Annotated in this window: 21 protein-coding genes; 13 read left to right on the forward strand and 8 right to left on the reverse strand. The window is 71.5% G+C overall.

Going from position 1 to position 23,898, the window contains the following annotated elements; genetic code table 11:
• Positions 1 to 61 precede the first annotated feature (61 nt).
• Entirely contained in the window at positions 62 to 1,183 is a 1,122-nt protein-coding gene (locus ITJ68_RS16915) for an FUSC family protein (protein WP_194663001.1), read from the forward strand.
• Positions 1,184 to 1,201: 18 nt separating this feature from the next.
• Here the strand turns inward: ITJ68_RS16915 and ITJ68_RS16920 are convergent, their stop codons facing one another.
• Positions 1,202 to 2,344 carry a hypothetical protein gene (locus tag ITJ68_RS16920; protein WP_194663002.1) on the reverse strand — a complete coding sequence of 381 codons (1,143 nt, stop codon included), beginning with the start codon at positions 2,342 to 2,344 and terminating at the stop codon, positions 1,202 to 1,204.
• Positions 2,345 to 2,425: 81 nt separating this feature from the next.
• Positions 2,426 to 3,580, reverse strand: coding sequence for a hypothetical protein (locus ITJ68_RS16925; RefSeq protein WP_194663004.1), 1,155 nt, complete (start codon positions 3,578 to 3,580; stop codon positions 2,426 to 2,428).
• An 81-nt stretch (positions 3,581 to 3,661) separates the two neighbouring features.
• On the opposite strand from ITJ68_RS16925, the gene ITJ68_RS16930 reads away from it, so the two are divergent.
• Entirely contained in the window at positions 3,662 to 6,871 is a 3,210-nt protein-coding gene (locus ITJ68_RS16930; RefSeq protein WP_194663006.1) for a BTAD domain-containing putative transcriptional regulator, read from the forward strand.
• Positions 6,872 to 6,882: 11 nt separating this feature from the next.
• On the opposite strand, the gene ITJ68_RS16935 is transcribed toward ITJ68_RS16930, so the two are convergent.
• Together ITJ68_RS16935 and ITJ68_RS16940 are read right to left on the reverse strand one after the other, a co-directional pair.
• A complete protein-coding gene (locus ITJ68_RS16935; RefSeq protein ID WP_194663008.1) occupies positions 6,883 to 7,728 on the reverse strand; it encodes an ABC transporter permease in 846 nt (281 codons plus the stop codon).
• The gene (locus ITJ68_RS16940; protein ID WP_194663010.1) at positions 7,725 to 8,732 is read right to left on the reverse strand and encodes an ATP-binding cassette domain-containing protein; all 1,008 of its coding nucleotides are present in this window, start codon (positions 8,730 to 8,732) and stop codon (positions 7,725 to 7,727) included. The genes ITJ68_RS16935 and ITJ68_RS16940 overlap by 4 nt, the downstream gene beginning before the upstream one ends.
• Positions 8,733 to 8,845: 113 nt before the next feature.
• Between ITJ68_RS16940 and ITJ68_RS16945 the strand changes: the two genes are divergently transcribed.
• The gene (locus ITJ68_RS16945; protein WP_416354658.1) at positions 8,846 to 9,838 is read left to right on the forward strand and encodes a tRNA pseudouridine synthase A; all 993 of its coding nucleotides are present in this window, start codon (positions 8,846 to 8,848) and stop codon (positions 9,836 to 9,838) included.
• Complete coding sequence (locus ITJ68_RS16950; RefSeq protein ID WP_194663012.1) at positions 9,835 to 10,581, forward strand: MBL fold metallo-hydrolase; 747 nt, start codon at positions 9,835 to 9,837, stop codon at positions 10,579 to 10,581. Before ITJ68_RS16945 ends, ITJ68_RS16950 begins: the two co-directional genes overlap by 4 nt.
• Positions 10,582 to 10,636: 55 nt before the next feature.
• Here ITJ68_RS16950 and ITJ68_RS16955 read toward each other — a convergent pair whose 3' ends face one another.
• Positions 10,637 to 10,834 carry a hypothetical protein gene (locus ITJ68_RS16955; RefSeq protein WP_194663014.1) on the reverse strand — a complete coding sequence of 66 codons (198 nt, stop codon included), beginning with the start codon at positions 10,832 to 10,834 and terminating at the stop codon, positions 10,637 to 10,639.
• Between the two features lie 10 nt (positions 10,835 to 10,844).
• Here ITJ68_RS16955 and ITJ68_RS16960 point away from each other — a divergent pair, with 10 nt between their 5' ends.
• From ITJ68_RS16960 to glmM, 8 genes are all read left to right on the forward strand, one after another.
• Positions 10,845 to 11,111: a hypothetical protein gene (locus ITJ68_RS16960; RefSeq protein WP_194663016.1), complete on the forward strand. Its 267-nt coding sequence runs from the start codon at positions 10,845 to 10,847 to the stop codon at positions 11,109 to 11,111.
• 64 nt (positions 11,112 to 11,175) lie between these two features.
• Positions 11,176 to 12,045: an ABC transporter ATP-binding protein gene (locus ITJ68_RS16965; protein WP_194663018.1), complete on the forward strand. Its 870-nt coding sequence runs from the start codon at positions 11,176 to 11,178 to the stop codon at positions 12,043 to 12,045.
• Between the two features lie 161 nt (positions 12,046 to 12,206).
• Complete coding sequence (locus ITJ68_RS16970; RefSeq protein ID WP_194663020.1) at positions 12,207 to 12,752, forward strand: hypothetical protein; 546 nt, start codon at positions 12,207 to 12,209, stop codon at positions 12,750 to 12,752.
• A 113-nt stretch (positions 12,753 to 12,865) separates the two neighbouring features.
• Positions 12,866 to 13,006, forward strand: a complete 141-nt coding sequence (locus ITJ68_RS16975; RefSeq protein WP_194663022.1) for a hypothetical protein — start codon at positions 12,866 to 12,868, stop codon at positions 13,004 to 13,006.
• A 95-nt stretch (positions 13,007 to 13,101) separates the two neighbouring features.
• Positions 13,102 to 16,176 carry an ExeM/NucH family extracellular endonuclease gene (locus tag ITJ68_RS16980; protein ID WP_194663023.1) on the forward strand — a complete coding sequence of 1,025 codons (3,075 nt, stop codon included), beginning with the start codon at positions 13,102 to 13,104 and terminating at the stop codon, positions 16,174 to 16,176.
• Positions 16,177 to 16,629: 453 nt separating this feature from the next.
• Complete coding sequence (rplM, locus tag ITJ68_RS16985; protein ID WP_056121470.1) at positions 16,630 to 17,076, forward strand: 50S ribosomal protein L13; 447 nt, start codon at positions 16,630 to 16,632, stop codon at positions 17,074 to 17,076.
• A gap of 39 nt (positions 17,077 to 17,115) precedes the next feature.
• On the forward strand, positions 17,116 to 17,601 hold the full coding sequence (rpsI, locus tag ITJ68_RS16990; RefSeq protein ID WP_194663025.1) for a 30S ribosomal protein S9: 486 nt from the start codon (positions 17,116 to 17,118) through the stop codon (positions 17,599 to 17,601).
• A gap of 22 nt (positions 17,602 to 17,623) precedes the next feature.
• Positions 17,624 to 18,997: a phosphoglucosamine mutase gene (glmM, locus tag ITJ68_RS16995; RefSeq protein WP_194663027.1), complete on the forward strand. Its 1,374-nt coding sequence runs from the start codon at positions 17,624 to 17,626 to the stop codon at positions 18,995 to 18,997.
• A 197-nt stretch (positions 18,998 to 19,194) separates the two neighbouring features.
• Here glmM and coaA read toward each other — a convergent pair whose 3' ends face one another.
• The 3 genes from coaA to ITJ68_RS17010 all read right to left on the reverse strand — a co-directional run bounded on the left by coaA (position 19,195) and on the right by ITJ68_RS17010 (position 21,924).
• Positions 19,195 to 20,139 (reverse strand): type I pantothenate kinase, encoded by a 945-nt coding sequence (gene coaA / locus ITJ68_RS17000; protein ID WP_194663029.1) that lies wholly within the window; start codon positions 20,137 to 20,139, stop codon positions 19,195 to 19,197.
• Between the two features lie 102 nt (positions 20,140 to 20,241).
• A complete protein-coding gene (locus tag ITJ68_RS17005; RefSeq protein ID WP_071276671.1) occupies positions 20,242 to 20,727 on the reverse strand; it encodes a glutathione peroxidase in 486 nt (161 codons plus the stop codon).
• Positions 20,728 to 20,736: 9 nt separating this feature from the next.
• Positions 20,737 to 21,924 (reverse strand): ATP-binding protein, encoded by a 1,188-nt coding sequence (locus ITJ68_RS17010; RefSeq protein WP_194663032.1) that lies wholly within the window; start codon positions 21,922 to 21,924, stop codon positions 20,737 to 20,739.
• 125 nt (positions 21,925 to 22,049) lie between these two features.
• On the opposite strand from ITJ68_RS17010, the gene glmS reads away from it, so the two are divergent.
• Positions 22,050 to 23,897, forward strand: coding sequence for a glutamine--fructose-6-phosphate transaminase (isomerizing) (gene glmS, locus ITJ68_RS17015; protein WP_194663035.1), 1,848 nt, complete (start codon positions 22,050 to 22,052; stop codon positions 23,895 to 23,897).
• Position 23,898: the final 1 nt, after the last annotated feature.

Genomic DNA, 23,898 nt, shown 5'->3' on the forward strand with positions numbered 1-23,898 from the left:
CTCGTGGCGGCGCCGCCACGAGCCTCCAGTCCGTGATCAGCACCGGCACCACGGAGGACCCATGGGATTCGAACACGTCACGGGGGTGGGGACGAGGATCTGGCGATGGAGCCGGACGTCCGGCACGCAGCCACGCCTGTTGCACGCCGGCAAGGCGGCGGGTGCCGCCGCCCTCGCCTGGGTCGTGGCGCGCCACGTCCCCGGGGTCGCGTCCGACTACCCGTACTACGCGCCGCTCGGAGCCGTCATCGCGATGCAGACCACGGTGTTCGCGGGCCTGCGCAGCGGGATCCAGACGCTCGTCGGGATCGCGCTCGGCATCGGCGTCGCGGGCTTCACGATGTGGGTCGGGGACCCCGGCGTGCTGGCGGTGGCGCTGGCGGTCGGCATCGGCGTGCTGGTCGGTGGGTTCCGGATCCTCGGGGAGGGCAGCTCGTGGGTGTCCACGGCAGCGCTGTTCGTGCTGCTCGTCGGGGGTGCGCACGCCGAGGGGTACTCGCTCGGCTACCTCGTGCAGATGGCCGTCGGCGTGGTCGTCGGCCTGCTGGTGAACTTCCTGGTGTTCCCGCCGCTGCACTTCTGGGACGCCGAGCACCGCATCGACGCCGTCAACGGGGTCCTCGCCGACCACCTCGACGGGCTCGCAGCCGTGCTCCGCGAGGGCAAGCGCGACGTCGCCGCGTGGGACAAGCAGCAGGACCGGTTGGACCGGGCGATCGCCGACGTCCGGTCGCGGGTGTCGATCGCGCACGAGAGCCGTCGGATCAACCCCCGGGGTGCGCTGCGGGGCTCACGGGCGCGGCTGCAGGAGGACGGGGCACGCTTCCGCGCCCTGGAGCGGGTGGCCTGGTACACGACCGACCTCACCGAGCTCGTGGCGCGGTCCGGACCGGTGTCGGAGGGCATCGGCCGCCCGGACCCGGCGTTCGCGGAACCCCTCGCGGCGGCGCTGGACCAGATCGCCGCCGTGATCCGCGGCACGAGCCCGGACCGCGACGCCGACACGGCCATCGCCGCGGTGGAGAAGGCCCTCGACGCGTCGCGGGAGAACCCCTCGCACGTCGCCGTCACGTCCGCCGCGCTCGTGGCCCTGCGGGGCATCGTCGAGTCCGAGCGCCGGGCCACGGTCGACATCGACACGAAGACCGGGCCGTTCGGCTCAGCCCGGAGCGCGTCGCGCTGAGTCCGGACGGGGTGCCGTTCAGCCGGTGAAGGAGGACACCGCCCAGCGCTCGACGGACGAGCTGGTGTCCGGGGCCACGCGGCTGTGCAGGAGGTACTGCGTCCACGCGCCGTCGTGCACGACGTCGATCGTGCAGGCGCTCGCGTCGCAGGTCCGCCAGGCGCCGTCATGGTCGCCGAGGCCGGGGAGTTCGATGCGGTCGTCGCGGTCGACCAGCCCGGCAGCGAGTCGCTGTTCCACGAACCAGCCCGCTCGCGGCGTCGACGAGTAGACCGCGTCGGCGAGGACGTGGTCGGGTCCGGCACTGAACACGCAGGCGGCAGCGCCCATCCGGGTCTCCGCGTACTCCCGCAGCCACGGCAGCGTGTCGGTCTGCGCGGCGGGATCGCGCAGCGCAGCCGAGGCGACGGCGTTCACCTTCTCGGGGGAACAGGTGGTGAAGGACCCGTCTCCGGAGTCCGCGCCGGTCTCGGTGCCCGCCTGCGAGGGCTCGACGGCGGCGCGGACGCGGTCGACCAGTGCGACGAACGCGGGTCGCATCGCCTCGGGAGTGGCATCGGCGCCGTCCTGCAAGCGGATGACGTCGACCGTGACCCAGGCGTTCTGCGCGAGGACGCTGCCCTGGCAGGTCACGCGAGCTGGAGTGCTGGCGGCACAGTCCGGGGTGAGTTCGCTGTCCTGGAGCTCCTTCGCCATGCTCGTCGCCGCGTCGAACGCGGTCGTGGCACGGGGCAGCACCGACACGACCACACCCTCGTACCCGGGGTCGTCCCGCGTTGCGGGGTGGACGTCGTCGACGGGCGACGTGCCGTTCGTCGCCCAGCAGTCCGTCCCACCGGCGACCCGGAGCGCCGACCAGGAACCGTCGACGTGGACTGCAGCGGTGAGCGGGTCCGTGACGGTCACCCCGGGGACGAGGGCGTCCACCAGGTCCGTCGGCAAGAGGGTGGTGCACGCGGGTGCCGCCGCCTGTCCTGGTGCGTCGCCGAAGTCGACCGTCGTCTCCTTGGCGTCGCTCGTCGACGACCCGCTCGGCGTCGCCGAGGTGCTCGGCGTGACGGACGGATCGGCAGGTGTGGTCGCAGTGGAACAGCAGACGAGCACCGTGGCCGCCGTGGTCAGGAGCGCGAGGCCCACGACCCCCCTCGTGATGGTGTGCATGTGTTCAGGGTAGGGGTGGGCGGAGTGGACGTGATCGTACCTCGATCACGTTCCGACAACGCCTCCGTGGACCACGGTGCGTCAGTTGGTCAGGGACGCCTCGGCCCAGCGGACGACGCCGTCCGAGGGGGCGTCGGCCACCCGTTCGTAGAGCACGAAGTGGGTCCAGTCGCCGTCGTCCACGACGTCGATCGAGCACGCGAGGTCGGTGCAGCTGCGCCACGCGGCAGCGCCCGCGGGGAGGCCGTCGAGCTCGACGCGCTCCGCACGGTCGATCGTCCCCGCGTCGAGTCGGCGCTCCACGACCCATCCGCCGCCGGGGACCTCGGAGTACACCGCGCCGGTGATCGCGTAGGGCTGTTCGCCGGTGCCCTGGGCTTCGAACACACAGCTCGACGCACCGAGCCGGTTCATCGCGTACTGCTGGAGGCCAGCCGACGCGTCACCACCACGAGTGTGGGGGTCGGCGAGGTCCTTCGACGCGACCGCGTTGACGTTGGCGGCGTCGCACGTCGTGTACGAGCCGTCGGGGGAGCCGTGCTCGGACGTGGCCGACCCGAGGGCGCTGCCCTCCACGGCCGCAGCCGTCGCGGCGAGCAGGGCCGTGAACGCGGGCTCCGACGCCTCGGGCGTCGCACCGGCGGTGTCCTGCGCGCGGACCGAGCGGATGTCGACCCAGGCGGTGCCGGCTCGCACAGCGCCACCGCAGTACACGCGGGCCGAGTCGCTCGCGTCGCACCGCACGGTGGTCGCGGCGACCTCCGGGCTGGTGGCGCTCGTCTGGGCGTCGATGTAGTCCGCGTCGGCGTCGGGCAGCACCGTGAGCCGCACGCCCTGGTACACCGGGTCGTCCTTCGTGGTCGGCAGGACCTCGTCGATGGCGGAGACGCCGTTCGCGCTCTCGCAGTCGGTGCCTCCGGCCGTCGCCACGAACGCCCACGCCCCGGCGATGTCCGGGGTGTCCACCAGGGTGTCGACGGGCTGCACTCCGGGCACGAGGGCCTCGACCAGGTCCGCCGGCAGCAGGGCGTCGCACGCGGGGACGCCGTCGCGGCTCGGGGCGGCGCCGAAGTCGACCGGGGCGGCCGACGCCGTCGCCGAGGGCGCAGCGGAGGACTCGGACGGCATCGCGGAGACGGTCGGGTCGGCGCTCGTGGTGGGGGCGCAACCGGCCATGGTGACGGCAGCGGCGGAGAGGAGCGCGACGCTCACGATCCCCCTCGTGAAGGTGTGCATCTGCTCAGGCTAGCCAGCACGGGACCCCGCGGACCCCCGGTTCCATCACGATCGCGCATCACGTCGACCTAGACTCGCACCGTGGCAGCGCACCCCCGCATCGCCGTCCTCGGACCGGTCCTGGTGGAGGACCCGACGGGCGTCCCGGCACCCGTGCCCGGAGCGCTCCCGCGGGCCTTCGTGACCGCCCTGGTCCTCGCCCGCGGGCACGCCATGACGACCGACGCACTCATCGACGAACTCTGGGGCGACGCCCCGCCGAAGGGTGCCCGGGCAGCGCTCCAGACCCTCGTCTCGCGGCTGCGGCGGAGCACCACCGAGGGGCTGGTCGTGTCGACGGCGACCGGCTACGCGCTCGGGGTCCGCCCCGAGGACGTCGACCTCGCCTGCGCCGAGCAGCTCGTCGCAGCGGCCACCCCCGGGGACGCCGTGCTCCGGACGGCACTCGCGACCTGGCGCGGCGAGCCGGGTGACGACGTCGAGGGGGCGCTCGGCCAGGCCCTCGCCCACCGCGCGGACGTCGCCCGCCGCGCCCTCCGGCGCGCACTCGGCTCAGCCCTGCTCGACGCGGGGGACGCCGACGGCGCCGTGGCCGTCTGGCGCGAGCAGGCGGAGGCCGACCCGTTCGACGAGGTCGCCGTCGCCGGCTCGATGCGCGCGCTCGACGCGGCGGGACGCACCGCCGAGGCACTGGCAGCGTTCGCGGCGCACCGGGAACGCCTGGCCGACGGCCTCGGTGCCGACCCGTCCGCCGAGCTCGTGCGGCTGAACGCCGAGCTGCTCCGCCGTGCGCCGTCCGGTCCTGGCGCACTCCGCCACGTCGGCCTGCGGGCATCGCCGAACACGCTGGTCGGACGGGAGGCCGACCTCACTGCCGTCACGGAGCTGCTGTCCCACGGACGGCTGGTCACGATCCTCGGTGCCGGTGGGCTCGGCAAGACCCGCCTGGCGCAGGCGGTCGCCGCCGCGATCGCCCAGGACCGCGGTGTCGTGGTGCTCGAGCTCGCGCCGCTCACCACCGGCGAGGACATCGTCCCCGCACTCGGCGCACTGCTCGGGATCGCGGAGGTCCGTGGCGCGCGGTCGCTGCGGGAGGCGGTCGTGTCCGACCTGTGGGGCCGGGTCGTGCGGGCACTCGCCGAGGAACCCACCGTGCTCGTGCTCGACAACTGCGAGCACCTGGTCGAGGCCGCAGCCGCCTTCACCGCCGACCTGCTCGCCGTCCTGCCGTCGCTGCGCGTGCTGACGACGTCGAGGGCGCCGCTGGCGATCGCCGGCGAGGTCGTCGCGGCGCTCGCACCGCTGCCCGTCGAGGCCGACGGGTCCGCGGTCCGGCTGTTCACCGAACGGGCACGGGCCGCACGCCCCGGTGCCGTGCTCCCGGTCGACACGGTCCGGAGCATCTGCACGCGGCTCGACGGGTCGCCGCTCGCGATCGAGCTCGCAGCGGCACGCATCCGCGGCATGAGCGCGGACGAGATCGAACGGCGGCTCGACGACCGGTTCGCCCTGCTCCGCGGCGGCGACCGCAGCGCACCCGAACGGCACCGGACGCTGCTCGCCGTGATCGAGTGGAGCTGGCGTCTGCTCGACGACGGGGCCCGGGACCTGCTCACCCGGCTCGCGCTCTTCCCGGACGGACTCGCGGTCGACGCGGTCGAGGCCGTCGCTGATCCTGCCCGGCACGACGACGCCCTCGACGACCTGGCCGAGCTCGTCGAGCAGTCCCTCGTGCAGCTCGTCGAGCACGAGGGCGAGCCCGTCCGGTACCGCCTGCTCGAGACGGTGCGGGAGTTCGGTGCGGCCCGGCTCGCCGAGCGCGGCACCACCGACGCGGTCCGCGCGGCCATGCTCCGCTGGGCACGGGACTTCGCCGCCGCCAGGAACATGTTCACGGCGACGGGTGAGCGCCAGCGCCGGTGGTTCCGGGAGGTCGGGCACGAGGCCGACAACCTCGTCACGCTGCTCCGTTGGGCGCTCCGGGACGGGGACCACCGCACGGTCGCCCAGGTCTTCGCGGCGCTCGGTGGGTACTGGACGCTCCGCGGTGCCCACGGTGAGGTGGTCACGATCGCCCCGGACCTGCTGCCGATGCTCCGCCGGACCCCACCGCTGCCGGAGGACCGTGCCGCCGTCGTGCTCGGGCTGGTCCTGATCGGGTCGACGTCCGTCTTCACCGACCGTCGGACCGCCGCGTGGGCGATCTCCGCGCTCCGCCGGGTGGTCCGACTCGGTCCCACGGGTGCCGCGACGCTCGACGCCCAGGCGGCCCTGCTGCTCACCCTCGGTCGTCCGGACGACGGGACGGCCCTGCTCGCGCGCTACCGGGACGGCGACGACGAGGGCGTGGCCTGTCTCGCGTTCCTGCTGAGCGCGCCGATCGCCGAGAACGACGGGGAGTTCGCCGACGCACTCCGCCACGCCCGTCGCGCCGGGGAACTCGCCGAACGGGTCGACGACGCCTGGGCGCTGGGCTCCGGCGCCGTCACGCTGGCACAGCTCCTCGCGCAGGACGGGCAGCACGCCGAGGCGCTCGCCGCGGCGGCCGTCGCGCGGGAACGGCTCGAGGTGTTCGGCGCCGAGGACGACCTGTACGAGATCGGCTGGACCATCGGACTCTGTGCCGCAGCCACCGGGGACGTCGACCTGGCCAGGTCGATCGCCGCCGACCTCGGCAACCAGCCGGTGGCGAACCGCGGCGGCTTCGAGGACGACGCCGTCCAGGTCGGGGTGATCGCGATCGCGATCGACGCCGAGTGCAGCCGCGCGGACGGTGACCTCGACGGCGCCGTCGCGCACTGGCGCCGCGCGTGGGACTTCGTGGTGCCCCGACGCAAGCGCACACAGAACTGGTGGTTGATGGCCGGGGCCGCGCGCATCGTGGCGGAGGACGAGGCGGCGGCGAGCCGGTCCGGCGGGGCCGCGCCGAGCCTCCAGGCCGAGCAGCAGGCCATCGCGCGCCATCTGCGGATAGGCGCCCTGGTGATGCTGCGCCTGCACCCGTGGTGGCTGGACCTGCCGGTCATCGGCACCGCGCTCATCGGCATCGCGCTCGTCGCGCTGCGTCGGGGGATGTCCGCCGAGGCTGCCCGGTGCTGGGGCCTGGCGACGCGGTTCGGCTCGCGGCAGGACTTCGCGGTGCTCGCGCACCGGCGCCTGCGCCCGCTGCTGGTCGACGTGGTCGGTGCCGACGTGGTCCTGGACGCCGAGACGGCCTCGGCCGGATGGGACCGGGCCGAGGCCGTGACGGCGTTGCGCACACTGCTCGAGGAGCTGCGCACCGTCGCGTGAACCGCGCTGCGTCAGGCCTTCCGCATGTAGGCACGGACGGTCAGCGGGGCGAAGACCGCGACGATGACCGCGGCTCCGAGCAGCGAGAGCCAGAGGTCGGTGCCGACCTGGCCGTGGTTCACGAGCTCGCGGACCGCGGTGATCAGGTGCGAGACCGGGTTGACCTCGGAGAACCAGCGCAGCCAGTCCGGCAGCGTGTCCGCCGGGACGAAGGCGTTCGACAGGAACGTCAGCGGGAACAGCACGAGGTTCGAGATGCCCGAGACGCTCGACGCGGTGCGGGCCACGACGCCGAAGTAGGCGAAGACCCAGCTGATCGCCCAGGCGACCACGATGACGAGCAGGCCCGCCAGGACGACGGCGCCGAAGCCGCCCTCGGGACGGAGCCCCATCGCGAAGCCCGTCACGAAGGTGATCGTCGTCGCGATCGCGTACCGCACGGTGTCGGCGAGCAGTGCCCCGGCGAGCGGGGCGATGCGGGCGATCGGCAGGGACTTGAAGCGGTCGAAGACGCCCTTGTCCATGTCCTCGCGGAGCTGGACGCCGGTGACGATCGAGGACGTGATGTTGGTCTGCACGAGGATGCCCGGGATGATGATCGGCAGGTAGGACGCCACGTCGCCGGAGATCGCGCCACCGAAGATGTAGGTGAACATCACGGTGAAGACGATCGGCATCAGCGTCACGTCGAACAGCTGCTCCGGCGTGCGACGGACCTTGATCAGGCCGCGGTACGCCATCGTGAAGGACTGCCGGATCGTCGCAGCGAGCCCGGTGCCGCCCACGCCGGGGCGCGGGGTGCTCCTGGCGCCGGTCGTGCCGGCGGACGCCAGGTCGGGTGTGGTGAGCGTGGTCATGCGATGCTCCCTTCGAGCGCGTGCTCGTGCTCGTGCTGGTCGGCGGCCTCGTCGGCGACCGGGTTACCGGTGATGGTCAGGAAGACCTCGTCGAGCGTCGGCTTCTGCACGCTCATCTCGGCGAGGGAGATGCCCGCGTCGCGGAACGACACGAGCAGGTCGGTGACGCGGTCGGGGTCCGTCATCGGGGCGGTCAGGCGCGACCCCTCCGGGCTGACGACCGCTGGGGTGCCCAGGACCCGAGCGACGAGGTCGGACGCCGTCGCGAGGGTCTCGGCGGAGGCGTCGGCGAGCCGGAGCTGCAGCGACGCGGTGCCGATCGACGCCTTGAGCTCGTCACCCGTGCCCTCCGCCACGACCCGGCCGTGGTCGATCACGGCGATGCGGTCGGCGAGCTGGTCGGCCTCGTCGAGGTACTGCGTGGTGAGCAGCACGGTCGAGCCCGTCGCGACGAGCTCGCGGATCGTGTCCCACATCTGCGCCCGGGTGCGGGGGTCGAGGCCGGTGGTCGGCTCGTCGAGGAAGATCAGCGGCGGCTGGGCGATGAGGCTCGCCGCCAGGTCGAGGCGCCGGCGCATCCCGCCGGAGAACTTCTTGAGGGGACGGGTCGCCGCCTCGGTCAGGCCGAAGCGCTCGAGGAGCTCCGCGGACTTCCGCTTCGACTCCGCCCGGCCCAGCCCGAGCAGGCGGGAGAAGACCACCAGGTTCTCGGTCGCGCTGAGCGTCTCGTCGACGCTGGCGTACTGCCCGGTCACGCCGATGAGCCGGCGGACCTCCTGCGCCTCGCGGCGGACGTCGTGGCCGAAGACCCTGGCCTCACCGGCGTCCGCCTGCAGCAGGGTCGCGAGCATGCTGATCGTCGTGGTCTTGCCGGCGCCGTTCGGGCCGAGCACGCCGTACACCGTGCCGGCCTCGACGCGGAGGTCGACACCGTCCACGGCGCGGTTCTGCCCGAAGGTCTTCACGAGGCCGACGGCCTCGACCGCGAGGGGTGTCGTGGTCATCGTCGGTTCCTTTCTCCGATGGGGCGTCGGCGGTCGCGTCGACGTCGAGGACGATGGTGTCGGCCGGCGCTCACGCGGCACTGACGCGGCGCTGACATCGGTACCGTGGTGGTGTGAGCGAGACGGACGTGGCCCCGGCGCAGGCGTCGGCCGACAGCGGCGCCGACGGCGGCGTGCGGCTCCGGCTCGACGTCGCGTACGACGGCGCCGCGTTCTCCGGGTGGGCCAGGCAGCCGGGGCTCCGCACCGTGCAGGGCGCGCTCGAGACCGCGCTCGCCACCGTCTTCACCCGCTGGGGCTCGCCGCCGCTGCTGACCGTCGCCGGGCGGACGGACGCCGGGGTGCACGCCGTCGGGCAGGTCGCGCACCTCGACCTCGACGCCGCGCAGTGGGCCGCGCTGGCACGGCCCCGACGGAGCGCTCCCGACGCGGGCGGGCGCCATGGCAGCGGGCGCGACGGGAGCGGGCGCGACGGCAGTGGGCGCGACCCGCTCGACGGTCTCGTCAAGCGGGTGAACGGCATCGCCGGGGTCGAGGGCGACGTGGTCGTCACGCGGGCGTCGATCGCGCCGGACGGGTTCGACGCCCGGTTCTCCCCGCTCTGGCGGCGCTACCAGTACCGGGTCGCGGACGTCGACGCCCCCCGCGATCCACGACGTCGTGGGCACACGCTCTGGTACCCGGGGCGTCTCGACCCGGCAGCGATGGAGCGCGGTGCGCTGACGCTGTTGGGGCTGCACGACTTCGCGGCGTTCTGCAAGCCGCGCGAGGGGGCGACGACCATCCGGACGCTCCAGGAGTTCCGCTGGGACCGCGAGCCGGACGGCGTGCTGGTGGCGAGCCTCCAGGCCGATGCGTTCTGCCACTCCATGGTGCGCGCGATGGTGGGGGCGACCATCGCCGTCGGCGAGGGGCGCTTCGGACCGGAGCGGCTCGAGGAGCTGCGCGTGGCGGGGGAGCGGACCAGCGCGTTCAAGGTGGCGCCGGCGAAGGGGCTCACCCTGACCGAGGTGGGGTACCCGCCGGACGCGGAGCTCGCGGCCCGGGCGGAGCAGACGCGTGCCCGGCGATCCGTGGACGGGACCTCGGCTACCGTCGGGGGATGAGCTCCCGCGAACCCCGGTCCGTCGTCTCCGTCGCCCCTGGTGTGGTCTTCGTCGAGGGGCCCGTCTCGAACTGGGTCGTGTTGGCGGAGGAGGACGGCGTCGCCCTGATCGACGCGGGCTACCCCGCCGACAGCGACCTGGTGCTCGACACGGTGCGCTACGCCGGACACGACCTCGGCGACCTCCGCCGCATCTACGTCACACACGGGCACGTCGACCACGTCGGCGGCATCCCCGGGATCCTCGAGCGCCACCCGCACGTCGAGGTACTCGCGCACGCCGCCGAGCTCGACAACGTCCGTGGACCCGGGCGGCAGCAGGTCACGCCGGCGGAGATCGGTGGGCGGCTGGCCTCGGCGCGGGTGCTCCGCTGGCTCGGCCGGGCGATCCGGTCCGACGCCCTGCGGCCCGTCTCGGTGCCCACCGCCAGGGCCTTCACCGGCGCGGACTTCGAGGGGCGGGCGATCACGCCGTTCCCCGCCGAGGGACACACGGCCGGTTCCACCGCGTACCTGCTGCCGGCCGCCGACGCGATCGTCACCGGGGACGCGGTCGTCTCCCACCACGACACGCAGCCGGCGTCGTGGACCCCGCGGCCGCGGATGATCACGCCCTTCTTCACGGCGGACCAGGCGACAGCGCTCGAGTCGGCGCGGGCGCTGCCCATCCCCGAGATCGTGCTGCCGGGGCACGGGCCGGCCGTGCACCGGGTGGGGCGGGAGTGGGTGCCGGTCGGGTCGTGAAGTCGAGAGCAAGCCGTCCAGCGACCGGGTGGGTGACGAATCCCATACTGGTATTTCAACAGGAAATCTGAAATGGTGGTTCGGCGGCGATGACGCCGTAGAACGATTGGGCAACCACCATGAAGAACGTCCGCACTGTCGGGATCATCGGAGCGATCGTCACCGGGGCGATGCTGAGCACGGTCGGGGCGACCGCAGCTTCAGCGCAGCCGATCACCGTGAGTTCGACGAGTGTCCCCGGGTACTCGACCACCGCTCGGACGATGCCGATCTCGTCGACGACGGGGACGACTGCATCGACGGGGGATTCGTCGACTGATCGCATCCCGATCAAGCCGATCGTCGATTGGCTCAAGAGCAACGCTTCATCCGTCATCCCAGCGCTCAAGACTGCGCTCAGGAACAGCGTCAACGCCTTCAAGAACTGGTGGAACGGACTTGCGGCATGGATCCGCGCGGGCATCAACGCGATCGCCCAGATGACCGTCGAAGAGATGTTCAGCGCGCTCTGGGACTACTTCTTCGGTTGATCAGAGCCTCGGGGGAGCGGACCGGCTCAGCCGGTCCGCTCCACCTCGTCGGAAGGGACGACCAATGATCCAACTCCAGGACGTCGGTCTGCGTGGGCGCGGCCGACCTCGTCTGCAGGACGTCTCCGTCGCGTTCCAGGCGGGACGGGTGTACGGGTTGATCGGGCCCAATGGGGCAGGGAAGTCCACGCTCCTCTCGGTCCTCGCTGGGTTGGTGCGCCCTGATCGGGGCTCGCTCGTCGGACTGCCGTGGCAACGGGGCCAAGCCGTCGGCGCAGTGTTCGGCGACGTCGACATGCACCGTGGCAGGACCGTCCGGGAGACGCTGCTGCTCAGAGCTCGCCTCGTCGGTTCTGATCGCCCTTCTGTCGACACGATGGCGCATCGCGTCGGACTCGGTGCCGTCCTCAGACGCCGAGTCGGCTCCCTGTCACTCGGCATGAGGATGCGTCTCGCGATCGGTGTGGCGCTCCTGGGATCGCCGTCCCTCGTCCTGCTCGACGAGCCCATGAACGGCCTCGATCCCAACGGCATCGCATGGATGCGGGGGATGGTGGCCGATCTCCGGAGCTCCGGGGTGACGGTCATCGTCTCGAGCCACCTGCTCGGTGAACTGGAGACGATGATCGACGACGTCGTCATCGTCAGCCAGGGAAGGATCGTCCGCTCCGAGCCCGTGGGCATCGCCCGGACCGACGCCTGCGAAGTCCAGGTCGACGACTCGGCGAGGCTCTTGGCGGCGGCCGCGCAGCGGGGAATCCCGGCCACCCAGCGAGGCGGTCTGATCCAGCTCGGCACGAGAGCGGCTGACGCTGTACGCGTGGCGGTGGACATCGGAGTGGACGTGCTGTTGGCGGGACCCGCGGGACGGTCCCTGGAAGCACTGTACGAAGAAGTCTCCACAGCGGAGTTCGAATCGGAGGTCGTCCGGTGATCGCATTCGTCGAGGTCACGAGGCTCGAGGTGCGCAAGCGTGTCGACACAAGGAGCGCTGCCGCCGGGTTCGGAGTTCTGTCGTTGCTCGTCGTCATGTGCTGTGTACTCAGCGTCTCGCTCGTCACCAAGGCCGCGAGCTTCGGTGTCGGGGAGGTGATCGTGACCGCCGGGCTGCCCGCCGCACTGGCGGCTTCGATCGTCGGTGTCGTGATCGGCGTGGGCGACGCATCATGCGGTGGCGAGCGTGACGGCGTGCTGGCCGGACTGACGAGGAACGTGATCTACATCGCGAGGTTCGCAGCGTGTGTCGTCATCATTGCCGCTGTGGTCCTGTTCACCGCCATCGTCGGGGGCATCGGCGCCGTGGTGGCCGTGTTGCTCGGAGGACACGTTGCATCGACGGACGTCGTTCCGTCCGTCATGCAGGTGGCTGCGCTGTCCTTCTCCTCGGCGGCCTTCGGGTTCGGGATCGGAGCGACGTCCCGCTCGTTGGCGCTCGGGCTGGTGAGCGTGCTCGGAGTGATGCTCGTGCTCGACGTGGCTCTCGCGTTCCTTGGGTCATGGACTGCTTTCGTCCGATTCGGGACAGTGCAGAGCGGGATGACGGGGGACGCTGACGTCCTTCCGGCAATCACTTCGGGTCTGCTCTGGATCGTGCTCCCCGTCGCGGCCGGATGGCTACGGACACGAAAGGTCGCGACGTGACTGAGGCTCCTCGGGGTGTTCGCACGAAGCGGGCCCGACGGTTCACCGTCGCGTTGCTCGTGGTCATCGCAACTCTGAGCTGCTGCATCGTCGGCGTGACTCATCAAGTTGGAGTGATCCGAGCCATGGCGGCCGTCGCGGCGCTCGCAGCGATGGCAGGCTCGCTGGTGCTCGCGAAGAGCCGCGGCAACGTCATCGGGTGGTACGTCATCACGGTGGGAGTCACACTGCTGCGTGTCCTGACCGAGAGCTGAGGGGCAGTAGACCGAAGGGTTCACCTCGTCGAAACCTGAACGCCCCCGCAGATCGGTAGCGTGCTGGAGTCCACGACCCCGCACCGAAGGTCCGCATGCCCCAGCACATCCGTCGCACCCTGCTGTGCGCCACGGTCGCCGCGACACTCCTCGCCGCACCGCTCGTCTCCGCCACCGCCGCCTCGGCGGACCCCGCCGGCACCGGCCTGGTCATCCGTGAGGCATACCTCAAGGGCGGCAGCGCCGGCGCCCCCTACAACCACAAGTTCGTGGAGATCGGCAACCCGACGGCTGCGCCCGTCTCGGTCACCGGGTGGTCACTGCAGTACCGGTCCGCGACGAGCACCGGCGCGTTCAGCACGAGCGCGCTCGAGGGCACCGTCCCCGCCGGTGGCACGTTCCTGGTGTCGATGGCGGGCAACGGCGGCGCCGCTGCCGTCGGTGCCGACCTCCCCACGCCCGACGACGAAGCGGGCCTCAACCCGTCCGGCACGACAGGGACGCTCGTCCTCGCGGACCGCACGACGGCGCTGGCCCTGCCCGCCGGTGCGGTGGCGACCGGCACGCCCGGCGTCGTCGACCTGCTCGGCTACGGCGCGTCGAACACCTTCGAGGGGGCGGTGCGCTCCGTCGACGGCGGGAACCCCGTGCCGAACGCCCTCGTGCGAGCGGGCACGACCGACACGGACGTCAACGCCGCGGACTTCTCGAACACCACCACGCCGACCCCGACGAACGCCGCCGGACAGACGGCAGGCGGGGGCACGACCCCCACGCCCCCGACGGACCCGACCCCGCCGACCGAGCCCGCTCCGGCCGAGGCCGTCACGATCGCGCAGCTCCAGGGCACGACGGACACCTCGCCGTACGCGGGGAGGAACGTCGTCACGTCGGGCGTCGTCACCGCGGTGTACGCGACCGGCGGCTTCAGCGGCTACACGATCCAGACCCCGGGTACCGGCGTCGCGGTCGACCTGAGCACGCACACCGCGTCGGACGCCGTCTTCGTCTACTCGGCCGCGACGGCGTCGTCCGTCACGGCAGGGCAGCACGTCGAGGTCACCGGCGCCGTCTCCGAGTTCAACGGCCTGACCGAGCTCACGGTCTCCGGTGCCGCCGGGCTGCGCACGCTGTCCGACACGGTGCCCGCCCCGCAGGCCGCGGCGGTCGCCTTCCCGCGGACGGACGCGCAGCGCGAGTCCCTCGAGAGCATGCTCGTCGCTCCGCAGGGCCGGTACACCGTCGCGGACAACTACACGACGAACCAGTACGGCGAGGTCGTCCTGGCCTCCGGCACCGAGCGGCTCCTGCAGCCGACCGAGGTCGCGCGCCCCGGCACTCCGGAGGCAGCGGCGATCACCGCGGACAACGCGGCGCGCAGGGTCACGCTCGACGACGGCGCCAGCACCAACTTCCTGACGAAGGCCAACCAGGGCATCCCGGTGTCGTGGCTGACGCAGGGTCCCGTCACCGTCGGTGCCGACGCCACGTTCGACGCACCGGTCGTGCTCGACTACCGCAACAACGGGTGGAAGTTCCAGCCGACCGCGCCGGTCACCGGCGCGACGCCGTCGGCCGACCTGCCCGTCGCGTTCTCGGACGTGCGCACCGCGAAGCCCGAGGACGTCGGCGGTGACCTGAAGCTCGCCGGCTTCAACGTGCTGAACTACTTCCCCACGACGGGTGACGAGCTCACCGGTTGCACGTACTACACGGACCGCGACGGCGACCCCGTCACGGTGAACTCCGGCTGCGACGCCCGTGGTGCCGCCGAGCAGGAGGACCTCGAGCGCCAGCAGGTCAAGATCGTCAAGGCGATCAACGGCCTCGGCGCCGACGTCGTCTCGCTCGAGGAGATCGAGAACTCGGCACGCTTCGGCCAGCCGCGTGACGCTGCGGTCGCGACCCTCGTCGGGGCGCTCAACGCCGCGACCGGTGCCGACACGTGGGCGTACGTCCCGTCCCCGGCGGTCGTCCCGGCGAGCGAGGACGTCATCCGCCTCGCCCTGATCTACAAGAAGGACCGCGTCGCCCCCACCGGAGCGTCCACGATCCTGCAGGACGCCGCCTTCACGAACGCCCGACAGCCCGTCGCCGACGCCTTCCGCCCGCTCGGCGGCACCGCGGACGACGAGTTCCTGGTGATCGCGAACCACTTCAAGTCCAAGGGCTCCGGCACCGGTGCGAACGCCGACCAGGGCGACGGCCAGGGGGCGTCGAACGCGGACCGCGTCGCACAGGCGAAGGCCCTGGTGTCGTTCTCCACCGCCATGCAGACCCAGTACGGCACGGACAAGGTCTTCATGCTCGGCGACTTCAACGCCTACAGCAAGGAGGACCCGATGGTGGTCCTCGACGACGCCGGCTACACCGACCTCGGGCCGACGGCGGACGCCGACGAGTGGTCGTACGTCTTCAGCGGCCTGAGCGGGTCGCTCGACCACGTGCTCGCCTCGCCCGCAGCGCTCGCCGACGTCACCGGCGTGGACATCTGGAACATCAACTCGGTCGAGTCGGTGGGGCTGGAGTACAGCCGCTACAACTACAACGCCACGAACCTCTACACCGACGACGTGTACCGGGCGAGCGACCACGACCCGATCCTGGTCGGCATCGACCTCCCCGGCATCGGCGGGACGACGCCTCCTGGTGACGGCGGCACGACGCCTCCTGGTGACGGTGGCACGACGCCTCCTGGTGACGGCGGAAGCCCGACCCCGACTCCGACTCCGACCCCGACCCCGACTCCGACCCCTGCTCCGCAGCCGGGCGACCAGGCCGCGGTCCTGGCCGTCGACGGTCACCTCCGTGTCGGGGCGTCGTTCCGCCTGACGGGCACCGGCTTCGCTGCCGGCGAGCGGACCACGGTGGAGCTGCACTCCGAGCCGGTCACCCTCGGCGCGCTGACCGCGGACGCCTCCGGTCGCCTGTCCGGCACGTTCACGGTGCCGTCGTCGGTCACCGCCGGGACGCACACCCTGGTGGTGACCGGACCGACGACCGGCTCGGTGACGCTGGTCGTCACGGTCGACCCGGCCACCGGGACGGCATCGGGGCTCGCGTTCACCGGCGCTGAGCTGACCGGCGGCATCCTCGCAGCGCTGCTGCTCCTGGCGGCGGGTGCCGGCCTGCTCATGGTGCGCCGACGTCGCCTGGCTCGCGCCGCGTAGTCCACGCGACCACGAACGGACGGGAGGCTCCCCACCGGTCACGGCCGTCCCGCCGCTGGCGCGTCGGTCCGGTACCGGCCGGCGTGGGCCCAGGTGCCAGCTGGCACGAGCCTCCCGTCCGGTTCTTCCCACATCGCTCGCGATGGAAGGCGCGATCGCGCGTTGCAGGTCGAGAATCCTGACCCGCAACGCGCGATTCCGCGTGCTGCGCGCGATTCCGCTTGCGGGGGAGCGGGAGCGGGGCGCGGGGAGAGAACGGGTGGGGGTGGTGCGCGCGTGCGTTTGACCCGCGTGCGGCGTGTCCGGTAGGCTCTCACCTTGGTCTGCGCGCCGTTGTGCGCCAGACAGTCAGATGAGCCCTCCACCGGGGCGTTCAGCGGGTGTCACCTGCCAGAACACCTCACCGGAGCGGGATTCACGGACTCCTCACCTCGACACGAAAGCAGCACTCCTGTGACTCGCACGTTCTCACCGAAGCCGGCAGACGTCCAGCACGACTGGATCGTCATCGACGCCACCGACGTCGTCCTCGGCCGTCTCGCCTCCCACGTCGCCGCCCTCCTCCGCGGCAAGCACAAGGCCACCTTCGCCCAGCACATGGACATGGGTGACTTCGTCATCATCGTGAACGCGGACAAGGTCGCACTGACCGGTTCCAAGCTCGCGAAGAAGGTCTACTACCGTCACTCGGGCTACCCGGGCGGCCTCACGGCGACCTCCTACCCGGAGATGCTCGAGAAGCACCCGACCCGCGCCGTCGAGAAGGCGATCCGCGGCATGCTCCCGAAGAACACGCTGGGCCGCGAGCAGCTCAAGAAGCTCAAGGTGTATGCGGGTCCGGAGCACCCCCACGCCGCGCAGCAGCCCAAGACGTACATCTTCGACCAGGTCTCGCAGTAACCAGCGGCCACGACGACTTCCAAGGACTAGAGAAAACTCATGGCTCAGATCGCTGACTCCCTCGACCAGACCCCGGAGAGCTTCACCACGGAGAGCGCACCCGCCGCTGCCGAGGCCGCTCCCCGTCAGATCCTCAACGTCTCCGGCGGTGCCGTCGGGCGCCGCAAGGAGGCCATCGCCCGCGTGCGCCTCGTCCCTGGCTCCGGCACCTTCGTGGTGAACGGCCGCACGCTCGAGGACTACTTCCCGAACAAGCTGCACCAGCAGCTCATCAACGACCCGTTCAAGGTGCTCGAGCTCCTCGGCTCCTACGACGTCACCGCCCGCATCACGGGTGGCGGCCCCTCGGGTCAGGCCGGCGCGCTGCGTCTCGCCATCGCCCGCACGCTGAACGAGATCGACCGCGAGAACAACCGCGCGGCCCTCAAGAAGGCCGGCTTCCTCACCCGTGACGCTCGCGTCATCGAGCGCAAGAAGGCCGGTCTCAAGAAGGCCCGCAAGGCGTCGCAGTTCTCGAAGCGCTGATCAACTGACGTCGGAGGACACCATGCCCCGTCTGTTCGGTACCGACGGCGTTCGTGGCCTCGCCAACGGCGAGTTGACGGCCGCGCTCGCACTGGGCCTTGCCCAGGCGAGCGCGGCCGTGCTCACGCACGGACACCACGCGGACGCCCGGCGGGCGTCCGGCCGACCGCGCCCCCGCGCGGTCCTGGCGCGCGACCCGCGCGTCTCCGGTGAGTTCCTCGGCGCGGCAGTCGCAGCCGGGCTCGCCAGCGCCGGCGTCGACGTCCTCGACGCCGGAGTGATCCCCACCCCGGCCGCCGCCTTCCTGGTGGCCGACATCGACGCCGACTTCGGCGTGATGATCTCCGCGTCGCACAACCCGGCGCCGGACAACGGCATCAAGTTCTTCGCCGCGGGCGGGCGCAAGCTCCCCGACGAGGTCGAGGACCGCATCGAAGCCGCCATGCACGACCAGTCCGCGCCGACCCCCACCGGCATCGACGTCGGGCGGATCACCCGCTTCGCCGACGCTGAGGACCGCTACGTCGTCCACCTGCTCGGCACGCTCCCGCACCGGCTCGACGGGATCCACGTCGTGCTCGACTGCGCCAACGGTGCCGCCGCGGGCGTCTCGCCCGAGGTCTTCGTGAACGCCGGGGCGAAGGTCACGCTCATCGGGGCCGACCCCGACGGCTGGAACATCAACGACGGCGTCGGGTCCACCCACATCGACAACCTCGCCCGTGCCGTGCTCGAGGCCGGCGCTGACGTCGGCATCGCCCACGACGGCGACGCCGACCGGTGCTTGGCCGTGGACGCCGCCGGCAACGCCATCGACGGCGACCAGATCATGGCGATCCTGGCGCTGTCGCTGCAGGAGCGCGGGCACCTGAAGTCCGACACCCTCGTCGCGACGATCATGTCGAACCTCGGGCTCAAGCGGGCCATGGCCGACGCGGGCATCACGATGATCGAGGCTGGCGTGGGCGACCGCTACGTCCTCGAGAAGATGAACGAGGGCGGGTACTCCCTCGGCGGCGAGCAGTCCGGCCACATCATCTTCCAGGAGTACGCCACCACGGGCGACGGCATCCTCACCGGACTGCACCTCGTCGCCGAGATGGCGCGCACGGGCAAGTCGTTGCAGGAGCTCGCGTCGTGCATGACCGTGTTCCCGCAGGTGCTGCTCAACGTGCGGGGGGTCGACCGCCACGGGCTCGCCGACCAGGGCGTGCAGGACGCCGTCGCCGCGGCCACCGCGTCGCTCGGTGACACCGGCCGCGTGCTGCTGCGTCCGTCGGGCACCGAGCCCGTCGTGCGCGTGATGGTCGAGGCGGCCTCGCAGGAGACCGCTCAGCGCGTCGCCGAGGAGCTGGCCGCGGTCGTCGAGGAGCGCCTGGCGCTCGACGCCGCGTAGGCGCTTCGCGGGCTTGCTGCGGCGCGGCTGCGCGCCCGCTGCAGCGCCGCTGCGCGCCGCAGCGAGTTTCGGAAGACACCGGTGTTCGTGCTCCGCGCCGCGGGAAGTCGCGGCGCGGACGACGAGCACCGGCGTCTCGCCGACAAGGGCGCGGGACGGGCCGTGCCACCACCACTGGACAGCCAGCGCCGCGCGCGTCAGATCTTGCGGAGCAGGACCGAGTTCACCTTGTGGTTCGGACCCTTCTTCAGCACGAGGGTGGCCCGGGAGCGCGTCGGCAGGACGTTCTCGACCAGGTTCGGCTCGTTGATCGCGTGCCAGACCTCGGTCGCGGTGCGGACGGCGTCCTCGCGGGACAGGCTCGCGAACCGGTGGAAGAACGAGTCCGGGCTCGAGAACGCCTCCTCCTGCAGGGCCAGGAACCGGTCGACGTACCAGGACTCGATGTCGCGGGTCTTGGCGTCGACGTAGATGGTGAAGTCGAAGAGGTCGGACAGCGCCAGCCGACCGTGCAGCGGCGGCGCCAGCACGTTGAGCCCCTCGACGATGAGGATGTCCGGCTGGCGGACGACGATCTCGGCGTCCTCGACGATGTCGTAGACGAGGTGCGAGTAGTACGGCGCCCGGACCTCGGCCGCGCCGCTCTTCACCTGGCTGACGAAGCGCAGCAGGGACCGGCGGTCGTAGGACTCCGGGAAGCCCTTCCGGTCCATGATCCCGCGCCGCTCGAGCTCGGCGTTCGGGTACAGGAACCCGTCGGTCGTGACGAGTTCGACGCGGGGGGTGTCGGGCCAGCGCTTCGTGAGCTCGCGGAGCAGTCGGGCGACGGTGGACTTGCCGACCGCCACGGACCCGGCCACGCCGATGACGAACGGCGTCCGCCGGGCACGCTCCCCGAGGAAACGACTGGTCTCGGCGTGCAGGTCCTTCGCGCCGGCGGCGTAGAGCGTGAGCAGGCGGGAGAGGGGGAGGTAGACCTCCTGCACCTCCTGGATGTCGAGGCGGTCACCCAGGCCCCGGAGCTGCACGATCTCCGTCTCGGTCAGGGACAGGTGCTCCTTGGGAGCGAGCTGCGACCACTCCGCGCGCGGGATCTCCACGAAGGGGGAGGGGTGCGCGACGGTGGTCTCCGTGATCGGCATGCGTCCGAGCGTACAGACGGGAGGCCCGGATCACGTTCGCCGACCGGCGCACGTGACCCGGGCCTCCCGTCAGGATCCGCGGCTCGCGCCGGGCGCGACCGCTCAGGCGGGGAGGGCCGCTTCGATGGCGGCGATGACCTCGGGAGCGTCCGGCTTCGTCGTCGGGCGGAAGCGCGAGACGGTGCCGTCCGGCGCCACGAGGAACTTCTCGAAGTTCCAGATGACCCGACCGGCCTTGCCGCCTGCGTCGGGCGTCTGCTTCAGCTCCTTGTAGAGCGGGTGCGCGCCCATGCCGTTGACCTTGACCTTCTCCGACATCGGGAACGTCACGCCCCACGTGGCGGAGCAGTACTCGTCGATCGCCTCGGCGGAACCGAGCTCCTGCAGAAACTGGTTGCTGGGGAAGCCGAGGACCGTGAAGCCGCGCGGGCCGTACGTCTTCTGGAGCTCCTCGAGCTGTTCGTACTGGGGCGCGAGGCCGCAGCGTGAGGCCACGTTCACGACGAGCACCGCCTTGTCCCCGAACGCGCCGAAGGTGGTCTGCTCGCCGCGCAGCGTGGTGATGGCGATCTCGTCGAAACGTCCCATGGTCGCAAACTAGTCGACCAGGTCGAGATCGGCCTGACGGCGGACGAATGCGCGCATGTGCGGCACGGTGAACGCGATGCGTCCTCGCTGTGGAGCGAAGACGATGCCCTTGCTGATCAGGGCATGGCGGGCCTGGCTCGTCGCGTTGGCCGCGACGCCGAGGCGTGTCGCGACCGCACCGGTTGAGGACTCTCCGTCCGGGTCCTCGGACATGGCGACGAGGTACTGCCGCTCTGCAGGCGTCGCGCTCGCCCACCGGCCGGGGAAGAACCCGCTGTCGAGTTCGGCGTTGCCGCGGTCGATGGCGCCGATCGCGTCGGCCTCGGTGATCCGCCTGTCCTCTGCCAGGTCCCAGGCAGCGGCTCCGTAGGTCTGGAGGAAGTAGGGGTACCCGCCGGAGGCGTCCACCAGGACATCGAGGGCACTCGCGTCGAACGTCACGCCCGCGCGTCTGGCTGGCACCACGAGGGCGTCGCCGGCGGCACCGGAGGGCAACGACCCGATCTCGCGGTAGTCGAACAGTCGCTCCGCGTAGGACTTGGCGGCGGTGAGCGTTCCGGGCACGCTCGGCAGGCCAGCGCCGACGACGACGAACGGCCACCCACGCTGTCCTGCACGGTGCTGGACTGACAGGAGTGCCCCGAGGAGTTCCGGTTCCAGGTCCTGGAGCTCGTCGATGAACAACGCGATCACCCGCTGTTGCTCGCGGAGCGCCGGAGCGAGGTCCTCGACCAGTTCTTCGAGGTCAATCTCGATCACGCCGGTGTCTGCTCGTCCGACGGCAGCCTCGAGCTCGATCGAGAAGCCCAGTCCTCCGAACTGCATGCCGAACGACTTCACGGTGGCCAACGCCTCGAGGACCGCTGCCGACATCGCGCGGCCACGACTCAGCCGTCGGGCAGCGAGCGCGATCTCACGGGCGAGTCGCCGTCGAGTCGTCTGTCGGCCCGAGTCCGACGTCTGCCCCTCTACGTCGACGACGAGCCACCCGGCACGGTCTGCCTGCACGCGGAACTGGTTCAGCAGGACGGTCTTGCCGACACCGCGCAGACCGTGCAGGACGAGGCTCCGGGCGGTCTGCCCTCGTCGCGAGCGTGCAACGAGCAGGTCGAATGCATCCACCTCTGGCTGCCGGCCGACGAGTTCCGGTGGGCGAAGGCCCGCCCCGGGTGCGTAGGGGTTGAGTTCGGCATGCATCTGACAGATTCTATCCGTCTCTGAGGTTCACGACAGAATCATTCAGAAAGCGGCAGACCGTATGGTCTGTCTCGATCCGGTGTCCACGCAGGAAGGTCGCCCGAGGAGACCATAAGATCGACGCCATGTGTGGAATCGTCGGCTACGTCGGCAGCAACAGCAGCACGGATGTGCTCATCGGTGGTCTCCGTCGGCTCGAGTACCGCGGGTACGACTCCGCCGGGATCGCCGTGATCGACCCCTCCGGGGACATGACCTCGGCCAAGAAGGCGGGCAAGCTCCAGGCCCTCATCGACGAGCTCGACGAACGTCCGATCCCCGACGGCGGCACCGGCATCGGGCACACCCGCTGGGCGACCCACGGCGGTCCGACCGACGAGAACGCGCACCCGCACCTCGCCGACGGCGGCAAGCTCGCGCTCATCCACAACGGCATCATCGAGAACTTCTCCGCGCTGCGTGCCGAGCTGACCGCCGAGGGCGTCGAGTTCCTCAGCGAGACCGACTCCGAGGTCGCCGCGCACCTCGTCGCGCGGGCCTTCCGCGACACCGGCGACCTGACAACCGCGATGCAGCAGGCCGTGCAGCGACTCGACGGCGCGTTCACGCTCCTCGTCGTGCACGCCGACCAGCCCGGCGTCGTCGTCGGCGCCCGCCGGAACTCGCCCCTCGTGGTCGGCCTCGGTGACGGCGAGAACTTCATGGGCTCAGACGTCGCCGCGTTCGTCGCCTACACGCAGCGCGCGCTGTCGATCGGCCAGGACGAGATCGCCACGATCCGCCCCGACGGCGTCGACGTCATCCACTTCGACGGCACCCCGGCCGAGCCGAGCGAGTTCGAGGTGAACTGGGACGCCTCGGCCGCGGACAAGGGCGGCTGGTCCTCGTTCATGGCGAAGGAGATCAGCGAGGAGCCCGAGGCCGTCGCGAAGACGATCCTCGGCCGCGTGCACGAGGGTGCGGTCACCCTGACCGACCTCGACCCGATCGCGGACCGCCTGCAGCAGGTCGACCGCGTCGTCGTCATCGCCTGCGGCACAGCGGCCTACGCCGGCATGCTCGGCAAGTACGCCATCGAGCAGTGGGCACGCGTGCCCGTCGAGGTCGAGCTCGCCCACGAGTTCCGGTACCGCGACCCGGTGCTGAACGACCGCACGCTCGTCGTCTCGATCAGCCAGTCCGGCGAGACGATGGACACGCTCATGGCCGTGAAGTACGCCAGGGAGCAGGGGGCGCAGGTCCTCTCGATCTGCAACACCCAGGGCGCCACGATCCCGCGAGAGTCCGACGCGGTGATCTACACCCACGCCGGGCCCGAGGTCGCGGTGGCGTCGACGAAGGCGTTCCTCGCGCAGGGCGTCGCGCTGTACCTGCTCGGGCTGCACCTCGCCACGCTCCGCGGCACGCTGACGACCGAGCAGGTCGCCGAGCAGGTCGCCGAGCTCGAGGGCCTGCCCGCCAAGCTGCAGCAGACGATCGAGGACGCCTCCGGGGTCGCCGAGCTGGCGAAGTGGATGGCGGACACCCGCAGCGTCCTGTTCCTCGGCCGCCACGTCGGGTACCCGATCGCGCTCGAGGGCGCACTCAAGCTCAAGGAGCTCGCGTACATCCACGCGGAGGGCTTCGCCGCGGGCGAGCTCAAGCACGGCCCGATCGCGCTCATCGAGCCGGGGCAGATCGTCTTCGTGATCGTGCCCTCGCCGCGTGACGCCCGGTCGCTGCACCCGAAGGTCGTGTCGAACATCCAGGAGATCCGCGCTCGCGGTGCCCGGGTGATCGCCATCGCCGAAGAGGGCGACGCCGCCGTGCTGCCCTTCGCCGACGAGGTCCTCCGGATCCCGCTGGCGACGCCGCTGTTCGAGCCGCTGCTGGCCGTCGCACCGCTCCACATGTTCGGCATGGAGCTCGCGGCCGCGAAGGGGCTCGACGTGGACCAGCCGCGCAACCTCGCGAAGTCGGTCACCGTCGAGTAGT

The organism is Curtobacterium sp. VKM Ac-1395, from assembly GCF_015350975.1.
Classification (GTDB): domain Bacteria; phylum Actinomycetota; class Actinomycetes; order Actinomycetales; family Microbacteriaceae; genus Curtobacterium.

What these genes read in the sequence shown, in the direction of transcription:
- ITJ68_RS16915 (WP_194663001.1), top strand. Translation starts at nt 62, where the DNA reads ATGGGATTCGAACACGTCACGGGGGTGGGGACGAGGATCTGGCGATGG.
- ITJ68_RS16920 (WP_194663002.1), bottom strand. Translation starts at nt 2,344, where the DNA reads ATGCACACCATCACGAGGGGGGTCGTGGGCCTCGCGCTCCTGACCACG.
- ITJ68_RS16925 (WP_194663004.1), bottom strand. Translation starts at nt 3,580, where the DNA reads ATGCACACCTTCACGAGGGGGATCGTGAGCGTCGCGCTCCTCTCCGCC.
- ITJ68_RS16935 (WP_194663008.1), bottom strand. Translation starts at nt 7,728, where the DNA reads ATGACCACGCTCACCACACCCGACCTGGCGTCCGCCGGCACGACCGGC.
- ITJ68_RS16940 (WP_194663010.1), bottom strand. Translation starts at nt 8,732, where the DNA reads ATGACCACGACACCCCTCGCGGTCGAGGCCGTCGGCCTCGTGAAGACC.
- ITJ68_RS16950 (WP_194663012.1), top strand. Translation starts at nt 9,835, where the DNA reads ATGAGCTCCCGCGAACCCCGGTCCGTCGTCTCCGTCGCCCCTGGTGTG.
- ITJ68_RS16960 (WP_194663016.1), top strand. Translation starts at nt 10,845, where the DNA reads ATGCCGATCTCGTCGACGACGGGGACGACTGCATCGACGGGGGATTCG.
- ITJ68_RS16965 (WP_194663018.1), top strand. Translation starts at nt 11,176, where the DNA reads ATGATCCAACTCCAGGACGTCGGTCTGCGTGGGCGCGGCCGACCTCGT.
- ITJ68_RS16980 (WP_194663023.1), top strand. Translation starts at nt 13,102, where the DNA reads ATGCCCCAGCACATCCGTCGCACCCTGCTGTGCGCCACGGTCGCCGCG.
- rpsI (WP_194663025.1), top strand. Translation starts at nt 17,116, where the DNA reads ATGGCTCAGATCGCTGACTCCCTCGACCAGACCCCGGAGAGCTTCACC.
- glmM (WP_194663027.1), top strand. Translation starts at nt 17,624, where the DNA reads ATGCCCCGTCTGTTCGGTACCGACGGCGTTCGTGGCCTCGCCAACGGC.
- coaA (WP_194663029.1), bottom strand. Translation starts at nt 20,139, where the DNA reads ATGCCGATCACGGAGACCACCGTCGCGCACCCCTCCCCCTTCGTGGAG.
- ITJ68_RS17005 (WP_071276671.1), bottom strand. Translation starts at nt 20,727, where the DNA reads ATGGGACGTTTCGACGAGATCGCCATCACCACGCTGCGCGGCGAGCAG.
- ITJ68_RS17010 (WP_194663032.1), bottom strand. Translation starts at nt 21,924, where the DNA reads ATGCATGCCGAACTCAACCCCTACGCACCCGGGGCGGGCCTTCGCCCA.
- glmS (WP_194663035.1), top strand. Translation starts at nt 22,050, where the DNA reads ATGTGTGGAATCGTCGGCTACGTCGGCAGCAACAGCAGCACGGATGTG.